Raw genomic sequence first — 19,044 nt, 5'->3', positions numbered from 1 at the left:
TTCTCCTTTCTGACTCTAAACCATTCGTGCCCCTTAATAAAAATCCTGCTTCAAACCGGTCTTAAGACATATAAATGACTTGGAAGTATTTCAAAAGTGAGCGGTAAAGAGCCGCCCGGATCGCCATCTGCGTTCACTGGTAGCGACTCAGGAGAGGATACGCTGACTTTTTTCGTGGTGAATGAAGTGACACTATCTGTCTCTTTCAACTTTCCGGTAAAGAGAGCCGGGGTCAACTGGAGGGCATCCTTCAACCCGAGTTCTTCAAAGATATAGACGTGTAACAGACCGTCATTTAGCGTCGCATCCGGTTCAAAGTTCTCAAAGCCGCCAACTGAATTCGTCAAGGCGATGACGACCAGATAGGCTTCATCCTGAAACGATCCATCCTCTGACTGGATAGAGAGTTCGTAAGGGCTATGCTCGCGGAATGCTTTGATGCCTTCGATGAGATAAGCAAATGGCCCCCATTTTGTTTTTTCTTCGACGCTGACTTCGTCAACTGCCTCGGCAATCAAACCGATGGCAATGACGTTCATGAAATAACCGTGCTCGGATTTGCCGATATCCATTGGTGTGGGCTCGGCATCACGGAGTGCTTCAATCGCTTTCTTCGGTTTATTCGGGACACGGAGCGCACGAGCGAGGTCGTTGACCGTGCCAAGAGGAATGATTCCAAAATGCGGCCGGTGCTCTGCTTCAGCAAGTCCGGCGACTGCTTCGTTCAAGGTTCCATCCCCGCCCATGGCAATCACCGCTGTATAATGTTTCTCAGCGGCTTCTCTAGCAAATTGCGTGGCATCGCCTTCTTTTTCGGTGTAACGGACGTCCACTTGTCCGTAGCGTTCCCGAAGCACTTCTTCTGCAGATGCGGCATGTTTTTCTCCTTGTTCTTTCCCGGATGATGGATTGACGATTAGCATGGCTGTACCCATTCGATAACTTCTCCTTTTTCGTTCGGATACTGTCCATTATTCCCTTCCTCAGAAAACTCTAGTCCTACAAAAAAACAACGCAAAATGCGTTGTTCAGTAGTGCCGAAAGGCAGACATATCTAAATGGCTCGCTTCTGACTCATCGACGGCGAGTTCGATTCGTAAATGTTCGTTGAAGGGGGAGGCGAGTGCACCCATACAGGCGACTGGTTCGTGGTCCGGTACCGGTGATTTACGCTTTGTTTTGACGAATAAATAGTCGGTACGTGCTAACGTCAGCAAGAATCTTTCTACGGCATGCGGTTCACGAGTCACATTCGGCCAAGGTAAATGGTTGAATAATAGAAAGACCGCCCCTTCTTTTTCGAGCGCATAGTCTGGAGCGATGCCTTCTCGATTCAATAGATCAATGACAGGGGGCAAGTACTCCCGTTTGATTGTCAATGAAATTTCATAATACTCACGCATACGGTCCACCCTTTCTGAAAATCACAATACTACTATTCTAAACGTTTCATCGAAGGGCGACAATGCAGAAGTTTCTTGACGAACGATTTTTCCCGTCTTATACTGCATAAGTCCTGCTATACTAAGAATATATGATGAACGAATTGAGGTGAAACCGACATGATTGAATCGCTCGAATTAAAGGCGTGGGTCGTACTCGCACGAACAATGGACGCGATTAGTGACCGCGTCAAAGACGATTTGAGACGTCACCAATTGAATTCAACAGAGTTCGGTGTATTATCGGTCTTGTACAAACGAGGAGATACTCCGCTTCAACAAATCGGGGATCAAATTTTAATTACGAGTGGTAGCGTGACTTATGTCATCGATAAGCTGGAGAAACGGGGGCTTATTGAGCGAATCGCGTGCCCATCCGACCGGCGTGTGACGTATGCGTCCTTGACAGAAGAAGGGAAAGCGTTAATGGATGAAGTATATCCGCAGCACATCGAAATCTTCAAAGATATATATGGACCGTTAAGTGATGACGAAACGGAGCAGTTGATTTCGTTATTAAAACGAGTCGGTTATAACGCAGCGGGCAAATAAAAGCCTGCTGTTTTTTCAATTAATATCTTGAAGTTAAAATAATTGACGATGAGATATACAGATGATATAGTTCTAACTGTTATTGAAAAAATAGAGAATTCACAATGGAGGAATACCCAAATGACTAAAGTATTGTATGTCTCGGCTAACCCGAAACCAACTGAACTTTCGTACAGCAAGCAGGTAGCAGAAACGTTCGTATCGACGCTCAAATCTGAAAACCCGGCATTCGAAGTAGAAGCAATTGAACTCTATGATGTTGATGTGCAAGAAATTGACGCTGACGTGCTTAGCGCATGGGGCAAATTCGCATCAGGTGAAGCGCTCACTGACGTAGAAGCGAAAAAAGTAGGCACGATGAGCGGTATGCTCAAGAAGTTCATGGAAGCGGACCTATACGTATTCGCGACACCAATGTGGAACTTCTTCTTCCCGGCACGCATGAAAATGTTCCTCGACAGCGTCCTCATGGCGGGCAAAACGTTCCGTTACACGGAGCAAGGTCCTGTCGGCTTGCTTGAAAACAAACAAGCAGTCCACATCCAAGGGACTGGTGGAATCTATACAGGAACAGACCTTAACTTTGCAGACGCGTACCTTCGCCAAGCGCTCGCGTTCGTCGGTGTATCGGAAGTGACAACGGTAGCGGTTGAAGGAATGAGCCAATTCCCGGACAAAATTGAAGAAATCGTTGCGGACGCGAAAGCGAAAGCAGAAGCACTTGCAAAAGAAGTTGCAGGCGCAGTAACAGTATAATCCTGAAAGACGAGTCGGCTGACTCGTCTTTTTGTATGCATACATTTTGGGTATGATAAGAACGGGAAGGGGAGAAGTGTATGGACCAGCACTTATCGGATCGTTTACTCGGCGATTGGACGGAAATCATTCAGTCTGAGATAAACAAACCGTATTTTCAGACGTTAAAACAATTTGTCGACCGGGCGTATGAGCAAACGACTGTCTATCCGCAAAGGGAAGATATTTGGAATGCATTTGTATATACGAAATTTCAGGACGTGAAATGTGTCATTCTCGGACAAGACCCGTATCATGGGCCGAACCAGGCACACGGACTCAGTTTTTCAGTACAGGATGGGGTACGTTTCCCCCCGTCTTTACGAAATATCTTTCAAGAGTTGAGAGACGATATTGGATGTGATACACCGAAGAGCGGAAACTTAGAGAAGTGGGCGACACAAGGGGTGTTACTTCTGAATACGTCACTGACAGTGGAAGCCGGGAAAGCAGGATCTCACAGGAAACAGGGGTGGGAGCAATTTACCGATTCCATCATTGAGCGATTAGGAAGTCGTGAGAAGCCGATTGTGTTCATTCTATGGGGGAACGATGCCAAAAAGAAAATGAAGTGGATTGGCGAACAACATACCGTGCTCACCTCTGTTCATCCAAGTCCTCTGTCGGCACATCGCGGTTTCTTCGGCTCAAAACCGTTCTCCCAAGTGAACAAGCAATTGAAGGAATGGGGGGAGTCCTCAATTGATTGGTGTATCGGATAACTGATAAGAATAGAATGAAGAAATATAAATAAAGCGACTTTCTCCAACATCGGAGAAAGTCGCTTTTGTTTATGCCTGGTATTTAGCGGTCGTTTCACGTAAGAAGGTGATCAAACGACGATATGTTGAGCTTGCGGCAGGACGATCCATTTCAAAGAAATAATTATGTCCGAGCTCGTGCTCATTGCGATCATAAAATACCGTCGTGACGTCTGTACGCCCTGAGAGGATCGTAGCAAACTCTTTTGCCTGCTCATCAAACGAATTGTCATTCCCGTCTGCGATGAACGTCGGTACGAACGTAGACGGGACATTGAGTAATGGAGAGGCTTCTGACACAGCCGGGAGGCTTTCCCAGTTGTACGTCCCGAAATAAGCCCATCCAATCCGTTTGAACAAGAAGCGGTTGACCGATTTTGTTGAGTCGACTAACGCACGTTTCAAATCATAAGGTGCAGATAAGAGAACCGCACCAAGAATCGATTCTTTCGGTACGACCTGCTTCACTTCAGCGGAAGGTGCGTAGTCATCATTGAGCTGAATGCCGACAAACTGACTGGCTAATTGACCGCCATTCGAATCACCCGCAAAAAAGACACGGTCTAAGTCGAGACGGAAACGGTCATTGTTCTCGGCGATGAAAGAATACGCCTCTTCGATTTGTTGGAGCGGTACGGGATATGTGACGTCAGGAGCAAGTGCATAATTGATGCTGACGACGTTATAGCCGTTGCTTGCAATAGATGTCACATACTTCAATACATCCGATTTATCTCCTCCGACGAATGAACCGCCATGGAGCCAAAAGATTGTCGGAACAATTTGTTGGCTGCCCTCGTATCGGATTAAATCAAACGTCCCATTCTCATAAGAAGACAAGTAATCGATGTCTTTACGGACAGACGTCTTTTGAACGACTTCCTCGAATCCCTTCATCTCCACTTCGTTCCCCCCTGCGAACGAAGTTTTGATTAAACGTGTTGCTGGTTTAGGTGAAAGGAACACGTAAGCCGCTCCCGCGACCGCTGTTCCAATCAATCCGACTCCAGCACGTTTCAACCCTTTATTCATCTTACTTCCTCCTTTTGACCGACGAAATCAGAAATTTACTGGGTGACGAGTGCCTCAGACATGTATGTTTCAATCACGTGAGCAATCCCATCTTCGTTATTCGATTTCGTAATAAAATCAGCCTTCCCTTTTACCGTTGCGTTCGCATTTCCCATGGCGACGCCGAGTCCGGCCCATTCAATCATCGTCAAGTCATTGTTTCCGTCTCCGCAAGCGATGACTTCACTCTGTTCGATTCCAATATGCTTCGCTAAGAATGCGAGACTTGTGCCTTTTGTGACACCGGCTTCGGTGAACTCTAAGAAAAATGGCTTCGAACGAGCGACAGCAAGTTTTCCGGCGAGTTCCTGTTGCAATTTCGTTTCGATCGGAGCGAGTGTGTCGCCATCAGCAAGCATTAAGCATTTGACGACCGGTTCGGTTACTGCTTCTTTGAAGTCCTCGACGTGAACGACCGGCATCCCTGTCAATTCACCTTCAATGTCCGTGTAAGGGTTCGGACGATCGGTTACGATTTCGTTACTGACGTACGTATGAATCGCGATTCCTTCCCGTTCACTGATATCATGGAGATGGGCGACCGTATCCGGTTGAAGCGTGCTTGAGAAAATCTCTTCATCGGTCGAGCAGTCAATGACCGACGCACCGTTGAACGATAAGATATAGCTTCCATATTTCGCAAGTTCGAGCTCACGGGCAGCGTCCCACATCGCAAATGTTGGGCGACCGCTCGCGAGAACGACTTTATAGCCGCGTTCTTGCGCATCGAGAAGCGCTTCTTTTGTCTTAAGGGAAATTGTATGATCGCTTGTGAGAAGCGTGTCATCCATATCCAACACAATCATCTTGTAACTCATAGTAGTAGGGGGTCCTCCTTCAGAATCTAATGATTACATCCTAAACCTTTTTAAGGTCAATTGACAACCTTGTCGCAAAAACGTAACTATAATGTAGAGAAGTGAACTCTAGAAGAGGTGGAAATATGAATCGGATATTAGTAGCCGAGGATGAGCATGCGATTCGCAGCTTTATCATCGTTAATTTAAAACGTGCTGGTTTCGAAGTACATGAAGCAACGAATGGACGGGAAGCAGTGACCGCATTTGACCGGGAACCGTTTGATGTCGTGTTGTTGGATGTCATGATGCCGGAGATGGACGGGTTCGAGGCGTGTGCGGCGATTCGTGATCTCGATGAGAATGTCGGCATTATCATGTTGACGGCACGAACACTCGAAGAAGACAAAATTGAGGGGCTCGGAAAAGGTGCGGACGATTACATCGCAAAACCGTTTAGTCCAGGTGAACTCGTTGCGCGCATTCAAGCGTTGTTACGCCGCGTCGAAAAAGTGAAACGGAACGACACGAAGCGTTTGAAATCAGGTCCGTTCGCCATCGATTTGGCGGCGAAGCAAGTGACGAAGTACGGTCAGTCCATTGATTTGACACCGACAGAATATGATTTGATTTGTCACCTCGTCCAAAATGAAGAGATTGTCCTGTCCAGGGATGCGCTACTCGATGCGGTTTGGGGAATCAACTACTTCGGGGACCGGAAAACCGTCGATGTGAACATTCGACGCTTGCGTCAGAAAATTGAGGACGATCCGAGTCATCCGATTTACATTGAGACGTTGTGGGGACATGGGTACAAATGGCGGAGACATGAAGGATGAAACAACAGCTAGTCTTCCGTATGATGGCCGTGGTAACGCTCGTTCTGCTTCTTCTCATCAGTGTACTGTCATATGGGACATATCGTTATTATTACGAGTATGAATCAGATGCCTTGCTCAGTCATGCGACGACAAGTGCGTACTTATATCCTCAAGCACAGGTTGGATTTGAGACCCCGAGTGCCTTCTCCGTACTCGTTCGAACGTTTGGTTATCCCGGGACCGATCTGACGATTGTTGACCGGTCGGGTTCTATCGTTAAAACGACGGGACAGCGGACGAAGCAAGCCTCGTTTTCGCAGGAGCAACTGGACCAGTTGGCAGCAGGCGAGTCAATCATTCAGGACTATGATGTCGAGGATGAACATTTCTTGTCCGTGACGACTCCGATTGTGACGGATGATACGTCAGAGTTCGCCATCAGTTTCACTCGTCCTCTGGCAGACTTGGATACGCTCATTCGGGAAATTTGGATGACGGTCATTACAATCAGTGTACTCGTCTGGTTGATCGCCCTTTATACGGTTATTCGCATCGCGGACCGGTTCGTCCGGCCGATTCGAGACGTTATTGAAGCGGCGGATGAGATGGCCCAGGGCGATTTCGATGTCACTGTCGACTCAAACGAAAAGCATGAATTGGGTGCCCTTGCGCGCACCTTGACGTATTTAGGTGCGAAAGTGCAGCAACATCAATCGACAAGAAATGAATTCTTGTCGAGCGTCTCCCATGAATTACGAACACCGCTCACATCTATAAAAGGGTGGACCGAGACGATTCGAGGGGGCGATGAGAAGTTGTCTGAAGAAACGGAGCTCGGTTTGAGCATCATTCATTCTGAGACGGAGCGCATGATTGGACTGGTCGAACAATTACTCGACTATACAAAAATTGAGGAAAGCCGTCTCGTTTTATATCGTCAAGAGCTCGATCTTGTGGCGTTATTACGCAAGGTAACCGTTCAACTCAAACAATCGATTGAGGATAAGCACATCACATTGATTGAACGATATCCTCAAAAATCAGTCGGTTTGTTTGATGAAAACCGATTGAAGCAGGTGTTTTTAAACCTTTTGGAAAATGCGATTCGTTTTTCTCCGGATGGCGGCACGTTGACGATTCGCTTTGTGCAATCGGAACGCGTTGCTTTCATTTCCATCATGGATGAAGGACCCGGGATTTCGAGAGAGCATTTACAACGGATTACCGAAATGTTTTATCAGGCACATGTGACAAAAGGAAGCAGTGGTCTCGGTCTTGCGATTTCCAAAGAGTTGATCGAGGCGCATGAAGGAAAACTGGTGATTGAAAGTGATGTCGGACAAGGAACGACCGTCACGGTCTTGTTGCCGCTCGACCCGAGTGAACTGCATTAAAAGGATTAGACCTCCCTGTTTCGGGCTACATATAGTTGTATGTAGCTTGAGGGAGGTTTTTTTATGTCAAACGAGTCGTTAAAACCGTTGAAGGGAAACCCGAATGCGGTCTCTACCCAGACATCCATTCCTGAATTACGGATGAATCCACTTCCATATGGAGAGAGTCGTGAACAAACAATCGAAGCAATCAAGATGACGATGGGGCAAATGCCTCGAACCGAACTAGTAGATGAAGCAGAACATACATTGCATTATGTCGTGACGTCAAAAATGATGCGATTCAAAGATGACGTCCATTTTTTATTTGACGATGAAACGAGACGGGTCGAATTTCGCTCTGCCTCACGGGTCGGCTATTCTGATTTTGGTGTGAATCGCAAACGGATGGAGGACGTGAGTACGCGTTATCGGAGGTTGATCCAATGAAAGATTATCAACTGATTGTCATTGGGGGAGGAGCGGCCGGAATGACCGTTGCTGCGGGAGCGGCAAATTTAGGAGTCAAGGTGGCCCTCGTCGAGAAGAACAAGCATTTAGGCGGAGACTGTCTGCATGTCGGTTGCGTACCTTCTAAAGCATTGATTGCCGCCTCGAAAGAAGCCAATGCGATGATGCGAGCTGCACGTGTGCTCGGGACGACATTTCATGCTGGAGAGCATTATCAAATGACGAAAGCTCGAGTCGATCGTGCCCGTGCGATTATTCAAGAACACGATGGCAGGGAACGGTTTGAAAAAATCGGGGTGGATGTATACATCGGTGAAGCCTCGTTTCAGAGTCCGTATGAACTTAAGGTAGGCGATGATTTGTTAATCGGGAAAAAGTTTATCATTGCGACCGGGTCCAAACCGACCGTTCCCCCGATTGAAGGGCTGGAAACAGTTCCATATCTGACAAACGAAACAGTATTCGAGGAATCGACATTACCGGAAAGCCTGATTGTGATTGGAGCCGGGGCAGTTGGTCTTGAACTCGCTCAATCCTTTGTCCGTTTAGGAAGTCAGGTGACGGTGCTTGAAGCGCATGATTCGTTTATGCCGAAAGAAGATCAGGCAGTTTCCGCGTATTTAAAATCTCAGCTGGAGATGGCGATGCGTTTGAAAATCGGGGTAAACGTGAAGCGCATCGAAAAAATAGAGAATGGCGTCCGCGTCACGGCAGAAATCAGTGGAGAAACGTTCATCTATGAAGCAGAGCGTTTACTCATGGCAACGGGCCGCGTACCGCGAATTGATTCACTTCGTCTTGACAGGGCGGGTGTTCACGTGACGAAAGGCTATATCGATGTGTCTTCTTCCTATCGCACGTCCCAATCGCACATTTTTGCTATAGGAGACACAATCAAAACCCCGCCATTCACACATGCCGCCGGTGAAGAAGGAAAAGCCGTGGTGTCCAATGCACTCTTCGGATTACGAAACAAGGTCGATTATCGAAAACTTCCTTGGATTACCTTTACCGACCCGGAGGTATTTCATGTCGGCATGACCGAAGAAGAAGCGCGAACCTCATACGGTGATGACATCATGGTCTACGAAGCAAAATTATCGGAAGTGGACCGCTTTATCGCAGAACGTCAAGAGGCGGGCTTTGTCAAAGTCATCACGAAGAAAAATGGAAGGATTATCGGGGCGCATGCGGTCGGCGAGTCGGCGGGGGATTGGATGCAAATCGTCGTCTATGCGATGCAACGGGGGGACAAGATTGGGAAATTGTCGCGAATGATCTACCCTTATCCTGCCCGCAGCGAGGCGGTGAAGAAAGTAAGCGACTTATATTGGCGTAAACGTCTTTTCGAGAGCCCATTGACCGAACTGGCTCGGCGCTATTTCAAATGGACGCGTTAAAAAAAGCACCCACTTCATACGTGAAGTGGGTGTGGTTAGTTCGGTAACACAATTGTTTCGAACATTTGCGGTTCACCTTCCGTCAAGTCGACGAGCGGTTTGATCAACACTTCAACACGTCGGTTTTTAGATCGACCTGCTTCGGTGTCATTTGTCGCAATGGGTTTATATTCACCGTAACTCGCCAACGTGAACTGGGCTGGATTCAAGGCGTCATTCGTTAATAACTGGCGCATGAATGCTGTGGCCCGTGCAGAGCTGAGTTCCCAGTTGGACGGGAAGCGGGCTGTGTTGATTGGAATATTATCCGTATGTCCTGAAACAACGATTTCCCGTTTTCCGGCCTTTTCAAGAATGTTACTGATGTTGCGGGCGACTTCACGCGCGCTCTGATCCAGTGTCGCTTCACCAACATTAAATAGGGCACGATCTTGAATGGTAAGCACTAATCCGTTAGAGTTGATCGTTGCTTTGATTTGGCTCTCTAACCCGTTCTTTTCGATGTATTGATTGACTTCATCCTTTAGTTCGTCTAGTTGTGCCAACTCAAATGTTCGCGGGTTGGCACTCGTTGTGTTGTTCCGATCTGTACGGTCGATATCACTATTCGAAGCGGTAGATGCTTGGAAGACGCTAATCCCGCCGGAGAAGATTTGATTGAATGAACGGGACATTTTCTCTAACTTCACTTGGTCAATGTTACTGGACGCAAACAATACGATAAACAGTGCGAGTAGGAGCGTCAATAAGTCGGCATAAGGAATGAGCCAACCTTCAGGAATATGTTCTTCATGATCATGTTTCTTTTTGCGCTTCATAGTCAGCTCGCTCCTTTGGAGACAAATACACAGACAGCTTATCTTCTAGCGTTTTTGGAGATTCACCACTTTGAATGGATAAAATCCCTTCAATCATCATTTCTTTAATCACGACTTCACTTTTCGAGTACTGCTTCAACTTGTTGGCGAACGGGAACCAAAGGACGTATCCGGTGAAAATCCCGAACAGGGTTGCAACGAATGCGGCTGAGATGGCATGTCCGAGCTTCTCGATATCAGATAAATCTTTTAACGCTGCAATCAAACCGATAACGGCACCTAATACCCCGAGCGTTGGGGCATAAGTTCCTGCCTGTGTAAAGACGTCGGCATTTGCTTTATGTCGTTGTTCCATGTTTTCGATGTCGCGTGACATGACTTCAGCGATGTATTCAGATGGTTGGCCATCGATGACCATCATCATGCCTTGCCGCAGGAACGGAACTTCAACTTGTTCGAGTGCAGTTTCTAATGAAAGAAGACCTTCTTTTCGAGCTTGTGTTGATAAATCGACAAACTGCGTTAATAAACCGGTCTTGCTTGGTAGCTCCTGCTTTTTGAACAAAATTTTAAATAAATTCGGTACATTAAAAAGTTGTTCTTTAGAAACCGCGATGGTCACGGCGGCAATCGTTCCGACGAAAATAATGACCATTGCTGCAGGGTTGATCAGTGGCGCAACCCCCGCGCCTTTTAATAACATTCCACCGACGAGGGTGAAGAACCCGAGTATGAGTCCGACTAACGTAACGACATCCATGTCTTTGTTTTCCACCTTTCTGAAAAAATCGGGATGAAAAAAGCGGAAGACGCTACTCGTCTCCCGCAACATGCGTTCCCGATAATTAAGCGCCATTTTCATCGATCAGCATCTGGATGCTGATATTTCTTTCTTCACGCTCTATATCGGTTAATACGTCGTATTTTTTTAACAATGCGTACAATTGATTCACGACTTCTTGCTCGAGTGACCAATTGAGTAACTCTTCTAGCTGAAAATAAAGGTGAGCGGGCATACATTGTGATTGTCGCTCCAACCTTCGTGAGACATCCTCTATCGAATGATCTACCGTACTAGGGTCCACGGTTTCATTCAACCTCCTCAACATTCTTAAAGTCTATCTCCCATAATACCAAAAAATCGAAAAAAGAGTTAGTCATACATTTTTCTTATTGGCATTTTAAAAACCGAGGCGTAATATGATGCGTAGAATACTATGAATGAAGGAGATTTCGTGATGCGACATCGACTGTCGGCGCGTGAACTGCGCTTAAAGCGCATCGAAGCCATGTATCGAGTGGTTTTTGAAAAACCGGCTCGATTTATCGCGGCGGGTTTTTTATTCGCTATTTTGATTGGGGCAACTTTGTTGTACATGCCTTTTTCGCAAAATGAAGCCGTACCCTGGATCGATTGTCTGTTCATTGCAACGTCTGCCGGTACAGTGACAGGTTTATCCACTGTGGATATCGGCTCGTCATTTAACACGTTTGGTGAGTTAGTGATTGTGACGCTTATTCAAATAGGCGGTCTCGGGTTTATGACGGTTGCGTTAATGTTACTCAGTGTATTAGGAAGAAAAATCGGTCTCAAACAGCGTATCCTGCTTCAAGAATCATTGAATTTGTCGGGACCGGGTGGAACGGTTCGATTGGTAAGGAACATCGTATTTACAACCGTCATTGTTCAATTGATCGGGATGCTGTTTTTGACGTTTGAATTATACAGCACCGGCGATTATTCCTTTTTGTCAGCCGTCCATTACGGCTTCTTTCATGCCGTCTCGGCATTCAACAATGCCGGTTTTGCGCTTTGGCCGGATAATCTGATGTCCTTTGAACAGAATACCGCCATTGTGTTTACCGTGTCCTTGCTTTTAATCATCGGGGGTCTCGGATTTACGACGATTGCCGATGTGGCAGAGGTTCGTGTCTGGAAGCGTCTCGCACTACATTCAAAAATCATGATTGCGTCACTCGTCATCATTAACGGGATTGCCTGGTTAGCTCTCTTGTTCTTCGAATGGGTGTCAAACGAGGGTTCGCTTCACGGTCGTTCCTTCAGTGAGGCACTGCACGTCACATTCTTTCAAGCAGTTACAACACGGACAGCAGGGTTTAATACCATCGACATCGCCGCGATGGCCCCAGTCTCCATTGGTCTCATCCTCATTTTGATGTATATCGGAGCGGGTGCGGCTTCAACCGGTTCAGGAATCAAAGTGACCACTGTGGCTGTGATTTTAGCAGACATGTGGGCATTTATTGCAGGGAAAAAAGAGACCGTGATTTTGGAACGGACGATTGATGTTTTTCAAATTAAAAAAGCTTATGTCGTCGCCTTCTCAAGTTTCTTCTTTATCCTCACCATTACGTCACTTGTCATTTTGACGAACGGTCATCTCCCGGCCAGTGCCATTTTATTTGAAACGGTTTCAGCTTTCGGTACGGTCGGCTTATCGCTCGGCATCACGGCCGACTTGAATATGTTCGGGAAAGGGCTGATCATGTTTATGATGCTCCTCGGTCGTGTCGGCTCCCTGACGATTCTGTTCACGGTTGCACGTCAAGCCGATCGGAAGCTTCGCTATCCGAAAGAGAAATTATTGATTGGTTAAACACAAAACGCCCTGATCAGGGCGTTTTGTGTTTCATGAAATAATCAACGATTGAAGTGAGATAGTCTTGTAAGTCCGGACATACGATTCCGGTGCCGTTCAAAGCCCGAATGGTTTGTGTGGTATCAAAATGAACCTGATGCTTAAAGTAGTCGAGCAATTCCTGTGGGACATGATACCGGTCATGAAGATGAAGTGCCGAAAAGGCCGTTTCCGCTGCGACATGAGGAATCGTTCCGCGCGGCGAACGCTGGAACATCGCTTCATGGAGCATACGATACACCTCACGTGCGCCGTGTGGGAACGGGTCGGTCAGGTGGAAGGTACGTTTTACGCCAACTGGCGCATGAGCCAGATAAGCGGTCGCTCTCACTACATAATCGTAAGGAACGAGATTGACCTCGACATTGGCTCGTCCGATGTATGGCAAAGGAGCAAGTTGGCGTACCTGATCCATCAACTTTAATACAAAGTACACCCCGTCGAATTTTTTTGTCTCCCCGGTATGGCTATGCCCGATGACGATGCCCGGTCGAATGATGGTGATGGGTATCGTCCCCATTTCTCGAGAGACGAGTGCCTCCGCTTCATATTTCGTTGCTTCATAATGGTTTTTAAATTGGGCGCGGTGCCAAAGCTCGTTTTCGTAGACCGTGCCCTTTCGTCTCCCGGCGACATAGGCGGTACTGAAATACACATATCGCTTCAAAAGAGCCGAACGTTTTGCAAAAGCGGTCACATGTTTCGTCCCGAGTATGTTGATTCGATACCCGACATCATACGGCACACTCAAATCATAGACGGCCGCTAAATGAAACACATGCGTCACACTTCGTTCAATCATGGAACGCATGATCGGGTCAATGATGACTTCCGGCAACGTGATGTCGGCTTCCACTAAGACGAGTTGGTCTTCTGTTAATGAAGTAGTCGTCAGCAATTCTTGCCGTAACACGAGCGCGTCCTCCCGTTGATTGGGAAGATGTAGCGCGTAAATGGTCCCGATTTGGTCGGGTAAAGCAGCGAGATGGGCAATCATTTTTCCGGCTAAAAATCCAGGGAATCCGGTAAAGGCATAATTGTTCATGGTGTCTCCTCCGCTATGTCCAACGTAAACGTGAAGGTCGATCCTTCTCCGACAGTCGATTCGACTTCGATACTTCCTCCATGGGATTCAATGATTTCCTTACAAATCGAAAGCCCGAGACCGGTCCCGCCGATTTGTCGAGTATCCGAGTTATCCACTCGATAAAATTTTTGGAATAACTGTTCAAACGCATGTTCCGGAATCCCGATTCCATAATCTTTGATCGACACGTGAGCCTGATTACGTTCATGACGAATGCGCACTTCGACTTCATGACTGTTCGGGGAGTATTTAATCGCATTGGAAATCAAGTTGACGAGAACCTGTTCAATCCGTGCCCGGTCAGCGATTAAGAAGAGCGGTTTTTCGGCATCGTCGAAGTGGATGGAATGGTCACCGGTTTCCCGGAATCGCTCGACGACTTCCCGCACGAGTTCGTTCAACGAGAAATGATTTCGTTTATATTCTTGATGTCCGTCTTCCATACGTTGAATATCAAGGAAATCGTTCAATAAATCTGTGAGTCGCTTGGCCTCTTTTGACATCGTCTTTAAGAATCGTTCCCGTTTGTCGGGTGTCAGTTCACGATTGAGCATGAGCTCAATATACCCGGATAATGACGAGAGGGGGGTGCGGAGCTCGTGGGAGACCGTGCTGACCAATTCATTTTTGATTTGGTCCATACGTTCTTCCTCGGTTCGATTTCGAAACACGAACAAGTAGCCGCTGTCCATTCCGATTTGGCGTTTTGTATCCATACTGGTGCCATACATCTCGTAGTATTGTTCATCCCGGTCGTTCGGTTGTGGGATCGAGAAACGCATCGAGACCTCCCGAGCTGTCCCATCGAGCAAGATGTCCATTTTTTTAAGCATTTCAGACCGGTCACGCGGACGGAACGTGGACAAGAGGGGGATGCGCTCCTGAATTTTGTTCGGGGCGATTCCAGGCAAGTCCATCAACCGTCTGGCATGCACGTTCATGAAGAGGACACTCCCGTTTGATTCGGTCAGGACGAACGCCTCGTTCGACGCTTGTAAAATTGATTGGATGATGTCTCGCTGTCTGGCAATCGCATTCTTTTCCCGCTCGAGCATTCGCTCGATTTTTTTACGGTCACTAATATCACGCATGACAGCAACACGAAGTGTTTGTCCTTGGTAGGTGACTTCTTTCGGGTACACTTCCATCTCTAAAAATGTCCCATCTTCTCTTCTTCCAATCACTTCGTAAGGCGTTTGAATATGGTTCCGGATACGACGGAGCACGTCAGCCCGGTATCCTTCAGCTATAAACTCGATGGTCTGTCTCCCGACCATTTCATCTGCAGGGATGCGGAAAATGGTCTCGGCCGCTTTGTTGGCATCGAGAATCATGCCGTTTTCATGAAACAGCACCGCTTCAATCACCGATTCGGCGAACATACGATACCGTTGCTCCTTGTGTTGGAGCTCGCCTTTCAGTTGAATTTCTGAACTGACATCGAAGACGAAAAAGAAGAATCCGACAAGTTGTTCTTGTTCATAAACCGGGTGCATGAACAGCTTTCCTACAAAGTGGGTCCGGTCTTTCCGTTGAAACTTCCACTCCCGGTCGCCTTTATCCAGCGCGACGCGAAGCATTTGTTCGAACGAGAGAAGACGTTCCATCTCGTCTTGGTAGTTTGTCCGTTTTTCACTCAATTCTCTTGATTCGAATAAAGCAAAAGGAGTCATTTCATAAAGAACTTCATGGGGGGCATATCCGAATAGCTCGGTCGCCCCTTGATTGAATCGCGTGATTAAAAGATTGGCGTCGGTCATGATCATCGCCATATCGAGTTCTGTATGCATCATCGCCTCAAAGGCATTATGTTGAATGGTCACACGTGTATCGAGCGGGAGGGGTTCGATTGACAGGATATATCCTTCCTCCCACGGAATCGCATGGACACGCATCGTCGGCAATTCATACATCCAAGGCAATCCTTGCTCCATGCGGCGCGATAATTCCATCGTAATCGGTGATTGGTTCACCATATGGAATAAGTTTGATTTCGTTTGTAAGTTTTCAGGGAACTGCTCCATGAAAGGACGGTTCGCTTGGACGATCGTTCCATCTTTCTGGATCAGGGCGACACCGTAGGGTAAAGCTTGCAATAGCTCACTTTGGAGATTCGATCTGTTCTCCATGAACGATAATCCCTCCTTCTGTAAATCAATCGGGCACATCCTCTATTACATTCGACAGATGCCCCTTTCATTTCCTGCCCTCGAAACGGTAAAGTGATAGAGAGAATAGGGAAGGGAACGATTGATATGTTTGGAATGGTACTGAGCCTCGTTGTGTCACTCCTTTTATGGTGGGCCGATGCCCCGGTTTGGATGATTGGCGTGACAATTCTACTCGGGGTGATTTGGCTTCTGTGGAAAGTCAGGCTGTCGACGATCGACCGGATTGATCGCATGGACGGTCGGGATTTTGAATTGTTTTTAGAAGAGCTGTTTACGGCGCTCGGTTATAAAGTGACGGTCACACCGGCATCACGTGATTTTGGTGCTGACTTATTATTAGAAACACCGGATGGATGGTCGATTGCCGTTCAAGCGAAGCGGTATGAAAAAGTCGTTGGCCTTGAGGCGGTTCAACAAATAGCGGCAGCCGTTCCGTATTATGAGGTTCATGAAGGATGGGTTGTGACCAACTCCACATTTACAGATGGTGCGTATGAATTGGCTGCTCCAAATCAAGTTCGTCTGATTGCAAGAACGGAGCTGGAACAACTGTTGAAAGAAGCGGGATTCAAGCGCTAAGAACGGCCCTGTTCACAAGTTCGACAGAATCACAAATGATGTCGAAAAAAAGGGGTTGTCTTTTTCTTTAAACGATGCAATAATCATCTTCGTCATATGAAATATGTAGTAGTTGAAGAGAGAAACAACTACAAAAATATTTTTTTGGGGTTTTTAATGAATGACCGACCGTACACATACAAATAGAGCGGTTGGAACGTGCTAGGAGGAAAAAGCGGTGCGCAAATTAATTTATGTAAAAGGTTGCGTTTTTACACAAGGCGAAGCAACCATTTATGATGAAACAAATGATGCGATCGGATCTGTTCACCGCGACGCGGAAGGCAGTGTCCAAGTGCACAATTTGTCTGGTAGACAAATCGCCCACGGGAAGTACATCCCAAACTGCCAAAAATGGGTCGTGATGAACCATGATGGACAGGCGATTGGTCAGCTGAAAGATAAATTCTCTTTATTCGGGAAAAAGTGCGAGTACAACGTCTATGAACGCGGACTCTTCACGATTCAATACGATGTCGAACGATACAAATTCAGTGTACGGGATAAAGCAGGCAAGCTTGTCGCAGAACTTCGCAAACAAGGACACGACACGTACTGCTTGACGAAGGAAGCAGATCAACTTTCGATGTTTGAACTGCTATCGGTCTTGAAGACGCTCACAGTCAAATCCCGGATGCCGGTTGCAGCATCTGTATCCTAATCATGACGAACACCAGTCCATGCGACTGGTGTTTTTGCATATAAAAAGACCGCTTCATCAAATGAAACGGTTTAAATAGTGTTTCGCTTCTAATTCAAGTGTTGTCACGCGATGGGCGTATAGACACAGTTTAAGCACATGAATGATGTTCGGATGGGCGTCCCCTGATTTTTCGAGTGACCGTCTCACCCGGGTATCGAGCAAATCGATCGGGCTTGTCGATTTTGCATACTCGGCGTACAGTCGATAAAAATCGATCGGTGAAATCAAATCATCCTCATCACGGTCGGGGTTGTTGAAAACAAGGGCCAACAGTGAGCTCGTCTCTTCTAATGAGAATAAATGCTTTAAATCGTCGAGCAAATAAATGATGGCAGCTTGGTGGAGTGAATACTTTTTACCGATTCGAGGTACCCCGATGATTTTTCGAACTTCTCGCTTCGTCCAGTTTTGAATCGTTGTCGCGGACAAGTGCTCTCCTGTCAAAGCGTTCGCAAGCGCTACGATTTGATTGATGGATAGTCCGTTCTTTTCAATATGAAACAAGTGGATTTTTCGAAGTTCTTTAGGGAAGTGGTCACGCACTTCCTCAGGAAAGAGGGCGATGGCTCGATCAATCTCGCCAACCTGCATATAATGAAGGCAATCTGCCAAAGTTTGAATTGAAGTTGCGTCGCGCATACAGCCACCCTTTCTATCGCCGAACCCTTCGTCCGGCTATACAGTCATTTGACCTCATTCTACCAAATGTTTGAAAAGGAAGCTAGGATATGCATGGATTAAGGTATAATAGCAATGTATGAATCCTGGAGTTAAAGGTGGTCAACCAATGAATGAGTGGATTAGCTCAGTTTTATCGATTGTCATCGTTCTTGTGTTTCTCGTAGGACTTGAGCAGGTAGGGAAACGGATCGGTTGGACAGATGAAACGATTCGAAAAAGTGTACATATCGCGGTCGGGCACTGGTCGCTATTAGCCGTATGGTTGATGGACTCGTGGATGGTCGCAGCTGTCCCACTTGTGTTTTTCACATTTGCAAATGCGGTATTACTATATAAGAGTCCGTCTCCTGTCCATCAAACGGAGCGGAAGTCACTCGGTACCGTGTATTATCCGATTGCCTTATTGGTCATTCTTTATTTTTACTTCGAAACAGAACCGGTTGCATTTTTGGCAGGCTCTCTCGTTTTGGCATGGGGCGATGGCATGGCAGCCTTGATTGGACGTAAGTACGGTACGGTTCTATATGACTTGTACGGACAGAAGCGATCGTTTCAAGGAAGTGTCGCCATGTTCTTAAGTTCTTACGCGGTTTTATTTTTATTGTTTTTGTGGAATGATGTCCCGTTGTGGCAAGTGGTAACTTATGGATTTATCATTTCAATCATCGCTACGTTGGTAGAAGCGATTTCGTATCGTGATTGGGATAACTTAACAATTCCGATTGTGGTGGCTGTTGCAACATCATTATTGTTATAAACTGATTCAGTCATTGTAAGAAAAACGTTGCTTGTCACCCATTCCAAACATTTGTATACTGTGTCT

Annotated in this window: 21 protein-coding genes; 11 read left to right on the top strand and 10 right to left on the bottom strand. The window is 46.7% G+C overall.

Annotated features, from left to right (window positions below):
• Positions 1 to 50: 50 nt before the first annotated feature.
• Together KNP03_RS09065 and KNP03_RS09060 are read right to left on the bottom strand one after the other, a co-directional pair.
• Complete coding sequence (locus KNP03_RS09065) at positions 51 to 935, bottom strand: diacylglycerol/lipid kinase family protein (protein ID WP_214828508.1); 885 nt, start codon at positions 933 to 935, stop codon at positions 51 to 53.
• 93 nt (positions 936 to 1,028) lie between these two features.
• Entirely contained in the window at positions 1,029 to 1,403 is a 375-nt protein-coding gene (locus KNP03_RS09060) for a hypothetical protein (protein WP_214828505.1), read from the bottom strand.
• A gap of 159 nt (positions 1,404 to 1,562) precedes the next feature.
• Between KNP03_RS09060 and KNP03_RS09055 the strand changes: the two genes are divergently transcribed.
• From KNP03_RS09055 to KNP03_RS09045, 3 genes are all read left to right on the top strand, one after another.
• Complete coding sequence (locus KNP03_RS09055) at positions 1,563 to 1,994, top strand: MarR family winged helix-turn-helix transcriptional regulator (RefSeq protein ID WP_214828502.1); 432 nt, start codon at positions 1,563 to 1,565, stop codon at positions 1,992 to 1,994.
• A 120-nt stretch (positions 1,995 to 2,114) separates the two neighbouring features.
• Complete coding sequence (locus KNP03_RS09050) at positions 2,115 to 2,750, top strand: FMN-dependent NADH-azoreductase (RefSeq protein WP_214828500.1); 636 nt, start codon at positions 2,115 to 2,117, stop codon at positions 2,748 to 2,750.
• A gap of 80 nt (positions 2,751 to 2,830) precedes the next feature.
• Positions 2,831 to 3,511, top strand: coding sequence for a uracil-DNA glycosylase (locus KNP03_RS09045; protein ID WP_214828498.1), 681 nt, complete (start codon positions 2,831 to 2,833; stop codon positions 3,509 to 3,511).
• A gap of 69 nt (positions 3,512 to 3,580) precedes the next feature.
• Here the strand turns inward: KNP03_RS09045 and KNP03_RS09040 are convergent, their stop codons facing one another.
• Positions 3,581 to 4,582: an alpha/beta hydrolase gene (locus KNP03_RS09040; protein WP_214828496.1), complete on the bottom strand. Its 1,002-nt coding sequence runs from the start codon at positions 4,580 to 4,582 to the stop codon at positions 3,581 to 3,583.
• Between the two features lie 35 nt (positions 4,583 to 4,617).
• Positions 4,618 to 5,439: a Cof-type HAD-IIB family hydrolase gene (locus tag KNP03_RS09035; RefSeq protein ID WP_214828494.1), complete on the bottom strand. Its 822-nt coding sequence runs from the start codon at positions 5,437 to 5,439 to the stop codon at positions 4,618 to 4,620.
• Positions 5,440 to 5,564: 125 nt separating this feature from the next.
• On the opposite strand from KNP03_RS09035, the gene KNP03_RS09030 reads away from it, so the two are divergent.
• The 4 genes from KNP03_RS09030 to KNP03_RS09015 all read left to right on the top strand — a co-directional run bounded on the left by KNP03_RS09030 (position 5,565) and on the right by KNP03_RS09015 (position 9,483).
• Entirely contained in the window at positions 5,565 to 6,257 is a 693-nt protein-coding gene (locus KNP03_RS09030; protein ID WP_214828492.1) for a response regulator transcription factor, read from the top strand.
• Positions 6,254 to 7,633 (top strand): sensor histidine kinase, encoded by a 1,380-nt coding sequence (locus KNP03_RS09025; protein WP_214828490.1) that lies wholly within the window; start codon positions 6,254 to 6,256, stop codon positions 7,631 to 7,633. The genes KNP03_RS09030 and KNP03_RS09025 overlap by 4 nt, the downstream gene beginning before the upstream one ends.
• A 63-nt stretch (positions 7,634 to 7,696) precedes the next feature.
• Complete coding sequence (locus tag KNP03_RS09020) at positions 7,697 to 8,062, top strand: DUF1499 domain-containing protein (RefSeq protein WP_214828487.1); 366 nt, start codon at positions 7,697 to 7,699, stop codon at positions 8,060 to 8,062.
• Positions 8,059 to 9,483 (top strand): dihydrolipoyl dehydrogenase family protein, encoded by a 1,425-nt coding sequence (locus KNP03_RS09015; RefSeq protein WP_214828484.1) that lies wholly within the window; start codon positions 8,059 to 8,061, stop codon positions 9,481 to 9,483. The genes KNP03_RS09020 and KNP03_RS09015 overlap by 4 nt, the downstream gene beginning before the upstream one ends.
• A gap of 35 nt (positions 9,484 to 9,518) precedes the next feature.
• Here KNP03_RS09015 and KNP03_RS09010 read toward each other — a convergent pair whose 3' ends face one another.
• From KNP03_RS09010 to KNP03_RS09000, 3 genes are all read right to left on the bottom strand, one after another.
• Entirely contained in the window at positions 9,519 to 10,301 is a 783-nt protein-coding gene (locus tag KNP03_RS09010; protein WP_214828481.1) for a flagellar motor protein MotB, read from the bottom strand.
• Positions 10,279 to 11,061 carry a flagellar motor stator protein MotA gene (gene motA, locus KNP03_RS09005; protein ID WP_214828478.1) on the bottom strand — a complete coding sequence of 261 codons (783 nt, stop codon included), beginning with the start codon at positions 11,059 to 11,061 and terminating at the stop codon, positions 10,279 to 10,281. Before motA ends, KNP03_RS09010 begins: the two co-directional genes overlap by 23 nt.
• An 85-nt stretch (positions 11,062 to 11,146) precedes the next feature.
• Positions 11,147 to 11,338, bottom strand: a complete 192-nt coding sequence (locus KNP03_RS09000; protein ID WP_224862903.1) for a hypothetical protein — start codon at positions 11,336 to 11,338, stop codon at positions 11,147 to 11,149.
• 201 nt (positions 11,339 to 11,539) lie between these two features.
• Between KNP03_RS09000 and KNP03_RS08995 the strand changes: the two genes are divergently transcribed.
• A complete protein-coding gene (locus KNP03_RS08995; RefSeq protein ID WP_214828475.1) occupies positions 11,540 to 12,919 on the top strand; it encodes a TrkH family potassium uptake protein in 1,380 nt (459 codons plus the stop codon).
• Positions 12,920 to 12,935: 16 nt separating this feature from the next.
• Here KNP03_RS08995 and KNP03_RS08990 read toward each other — a convergent pair whose 3' ends face one another.
• Together KNP03_RS08990 and KNP03_RS08985 are read right to left on the bottom strand one after the other, a co-directional pair.
• Positions 12,936 to 14,006, bottom strand: a complete 1,071-nt coding sequence (locus KNP03_RS08990; RefSeq protein ID WP_214828472.1) for an SDR family oxidoreductase — start codon at positions 14,004 to 14,006, stop codon at positions 12,936 to 12,938.
• Positions 14,003 to 16,177, bottom strand: a complete 2,175-nt coding sequence (locus tag KNP03_RS08985) for a PAS domain-containing sensor histidine kinase (protein WP_214828469.1) — start codon at positions 16,175 to 16,177, stop codon at positions 14,003 to 14,005. Before KNP03_RS08985 ends, KNP03_RS08990 begins: the two co-directional genes overlap by 4 nt.
• Before the next feature lie 126 nt (positions 16,178 to 16,303).
• Between KNP03_RS08985 and KNP03_RS08980 the strand changes: the two genes are divergently transcribed.
• Together KNP03_RS08980 and KNP03_RS08975 are read left to right on the top strand one after the other, a co-directional pair.
• The gene (locus KNP03_RS08980; protein ID WP_214828466.1) at positions 16,304 to 16,798 is read left to right on the top strand and encodes a restriction endonuclease; all 495 of its coding nucleotides are present in this window, start codon (positions 16,304 to 16,306) and stop codon (positions 16,796 to 16,798) included.
• Positions 16,799 to 17,015: 217 nt separating this feature from the next.
• Positions 17,016 to 17,498 (top strand): LURP-one-related family protein, encoded by a 483-nt coding sequence (locus KNP03_RS08975; protein ID WP_214828464.1) that lies wholly within the window; start codon positions 17,016 to 17,018, stop codon positions 17,496 to 17,498.
• Between the two features lie 57 nt (positions 17,499 to 17,555).
• On the opposite strand, the gene KNP03_RS08970 is transcribed toward KNP03_RS08975, so the two are convergent.
• Complete coding sequence (locus KNP03_RS08970; protein WP_214828461.1) at positions 17,556 to 18,179, bottom strand: DUF1836 domain-containing protein; 624 nt, start codon at positions 18,177 to 18,179, stop codon at positions 17,556 to 17,558.
• A 148-nt stretch (positions 18,180 to 18,327) separates the two neighbouring features.
• On the opposite strand from KNP03_RS08970, the gene KNP03_RS08965 reads away from it, so the two are divergent.
• Positions 18,328 to 18,978: a diacylglycerol/polyprenol kinase family protein gene (locus tag KNP03_RS08965; RefSeq protein ID WP_214828458.1), complete on the top strand. Its 651-nt coding sequence runs from the start codon at positions 18,328 to 18,330 to the stop codon at positions 18,976 to 18,978.
• The last annotated feature ends 66 nt before the right edge of the window (positions 18,979 to 19,044 follow it).

This window comes from Exiguobacterium algae (assembly GCF_018617875.1).
GTDB lineage: Bacteria > Bacillota > Bacilli > Exiguobacteriales > Exiguobacteriaceae > Exiguobacterium > Exiguobacterium algae.
This window is presented reverse-complemented; position numbering and strand designations above follow the sequence as displayed.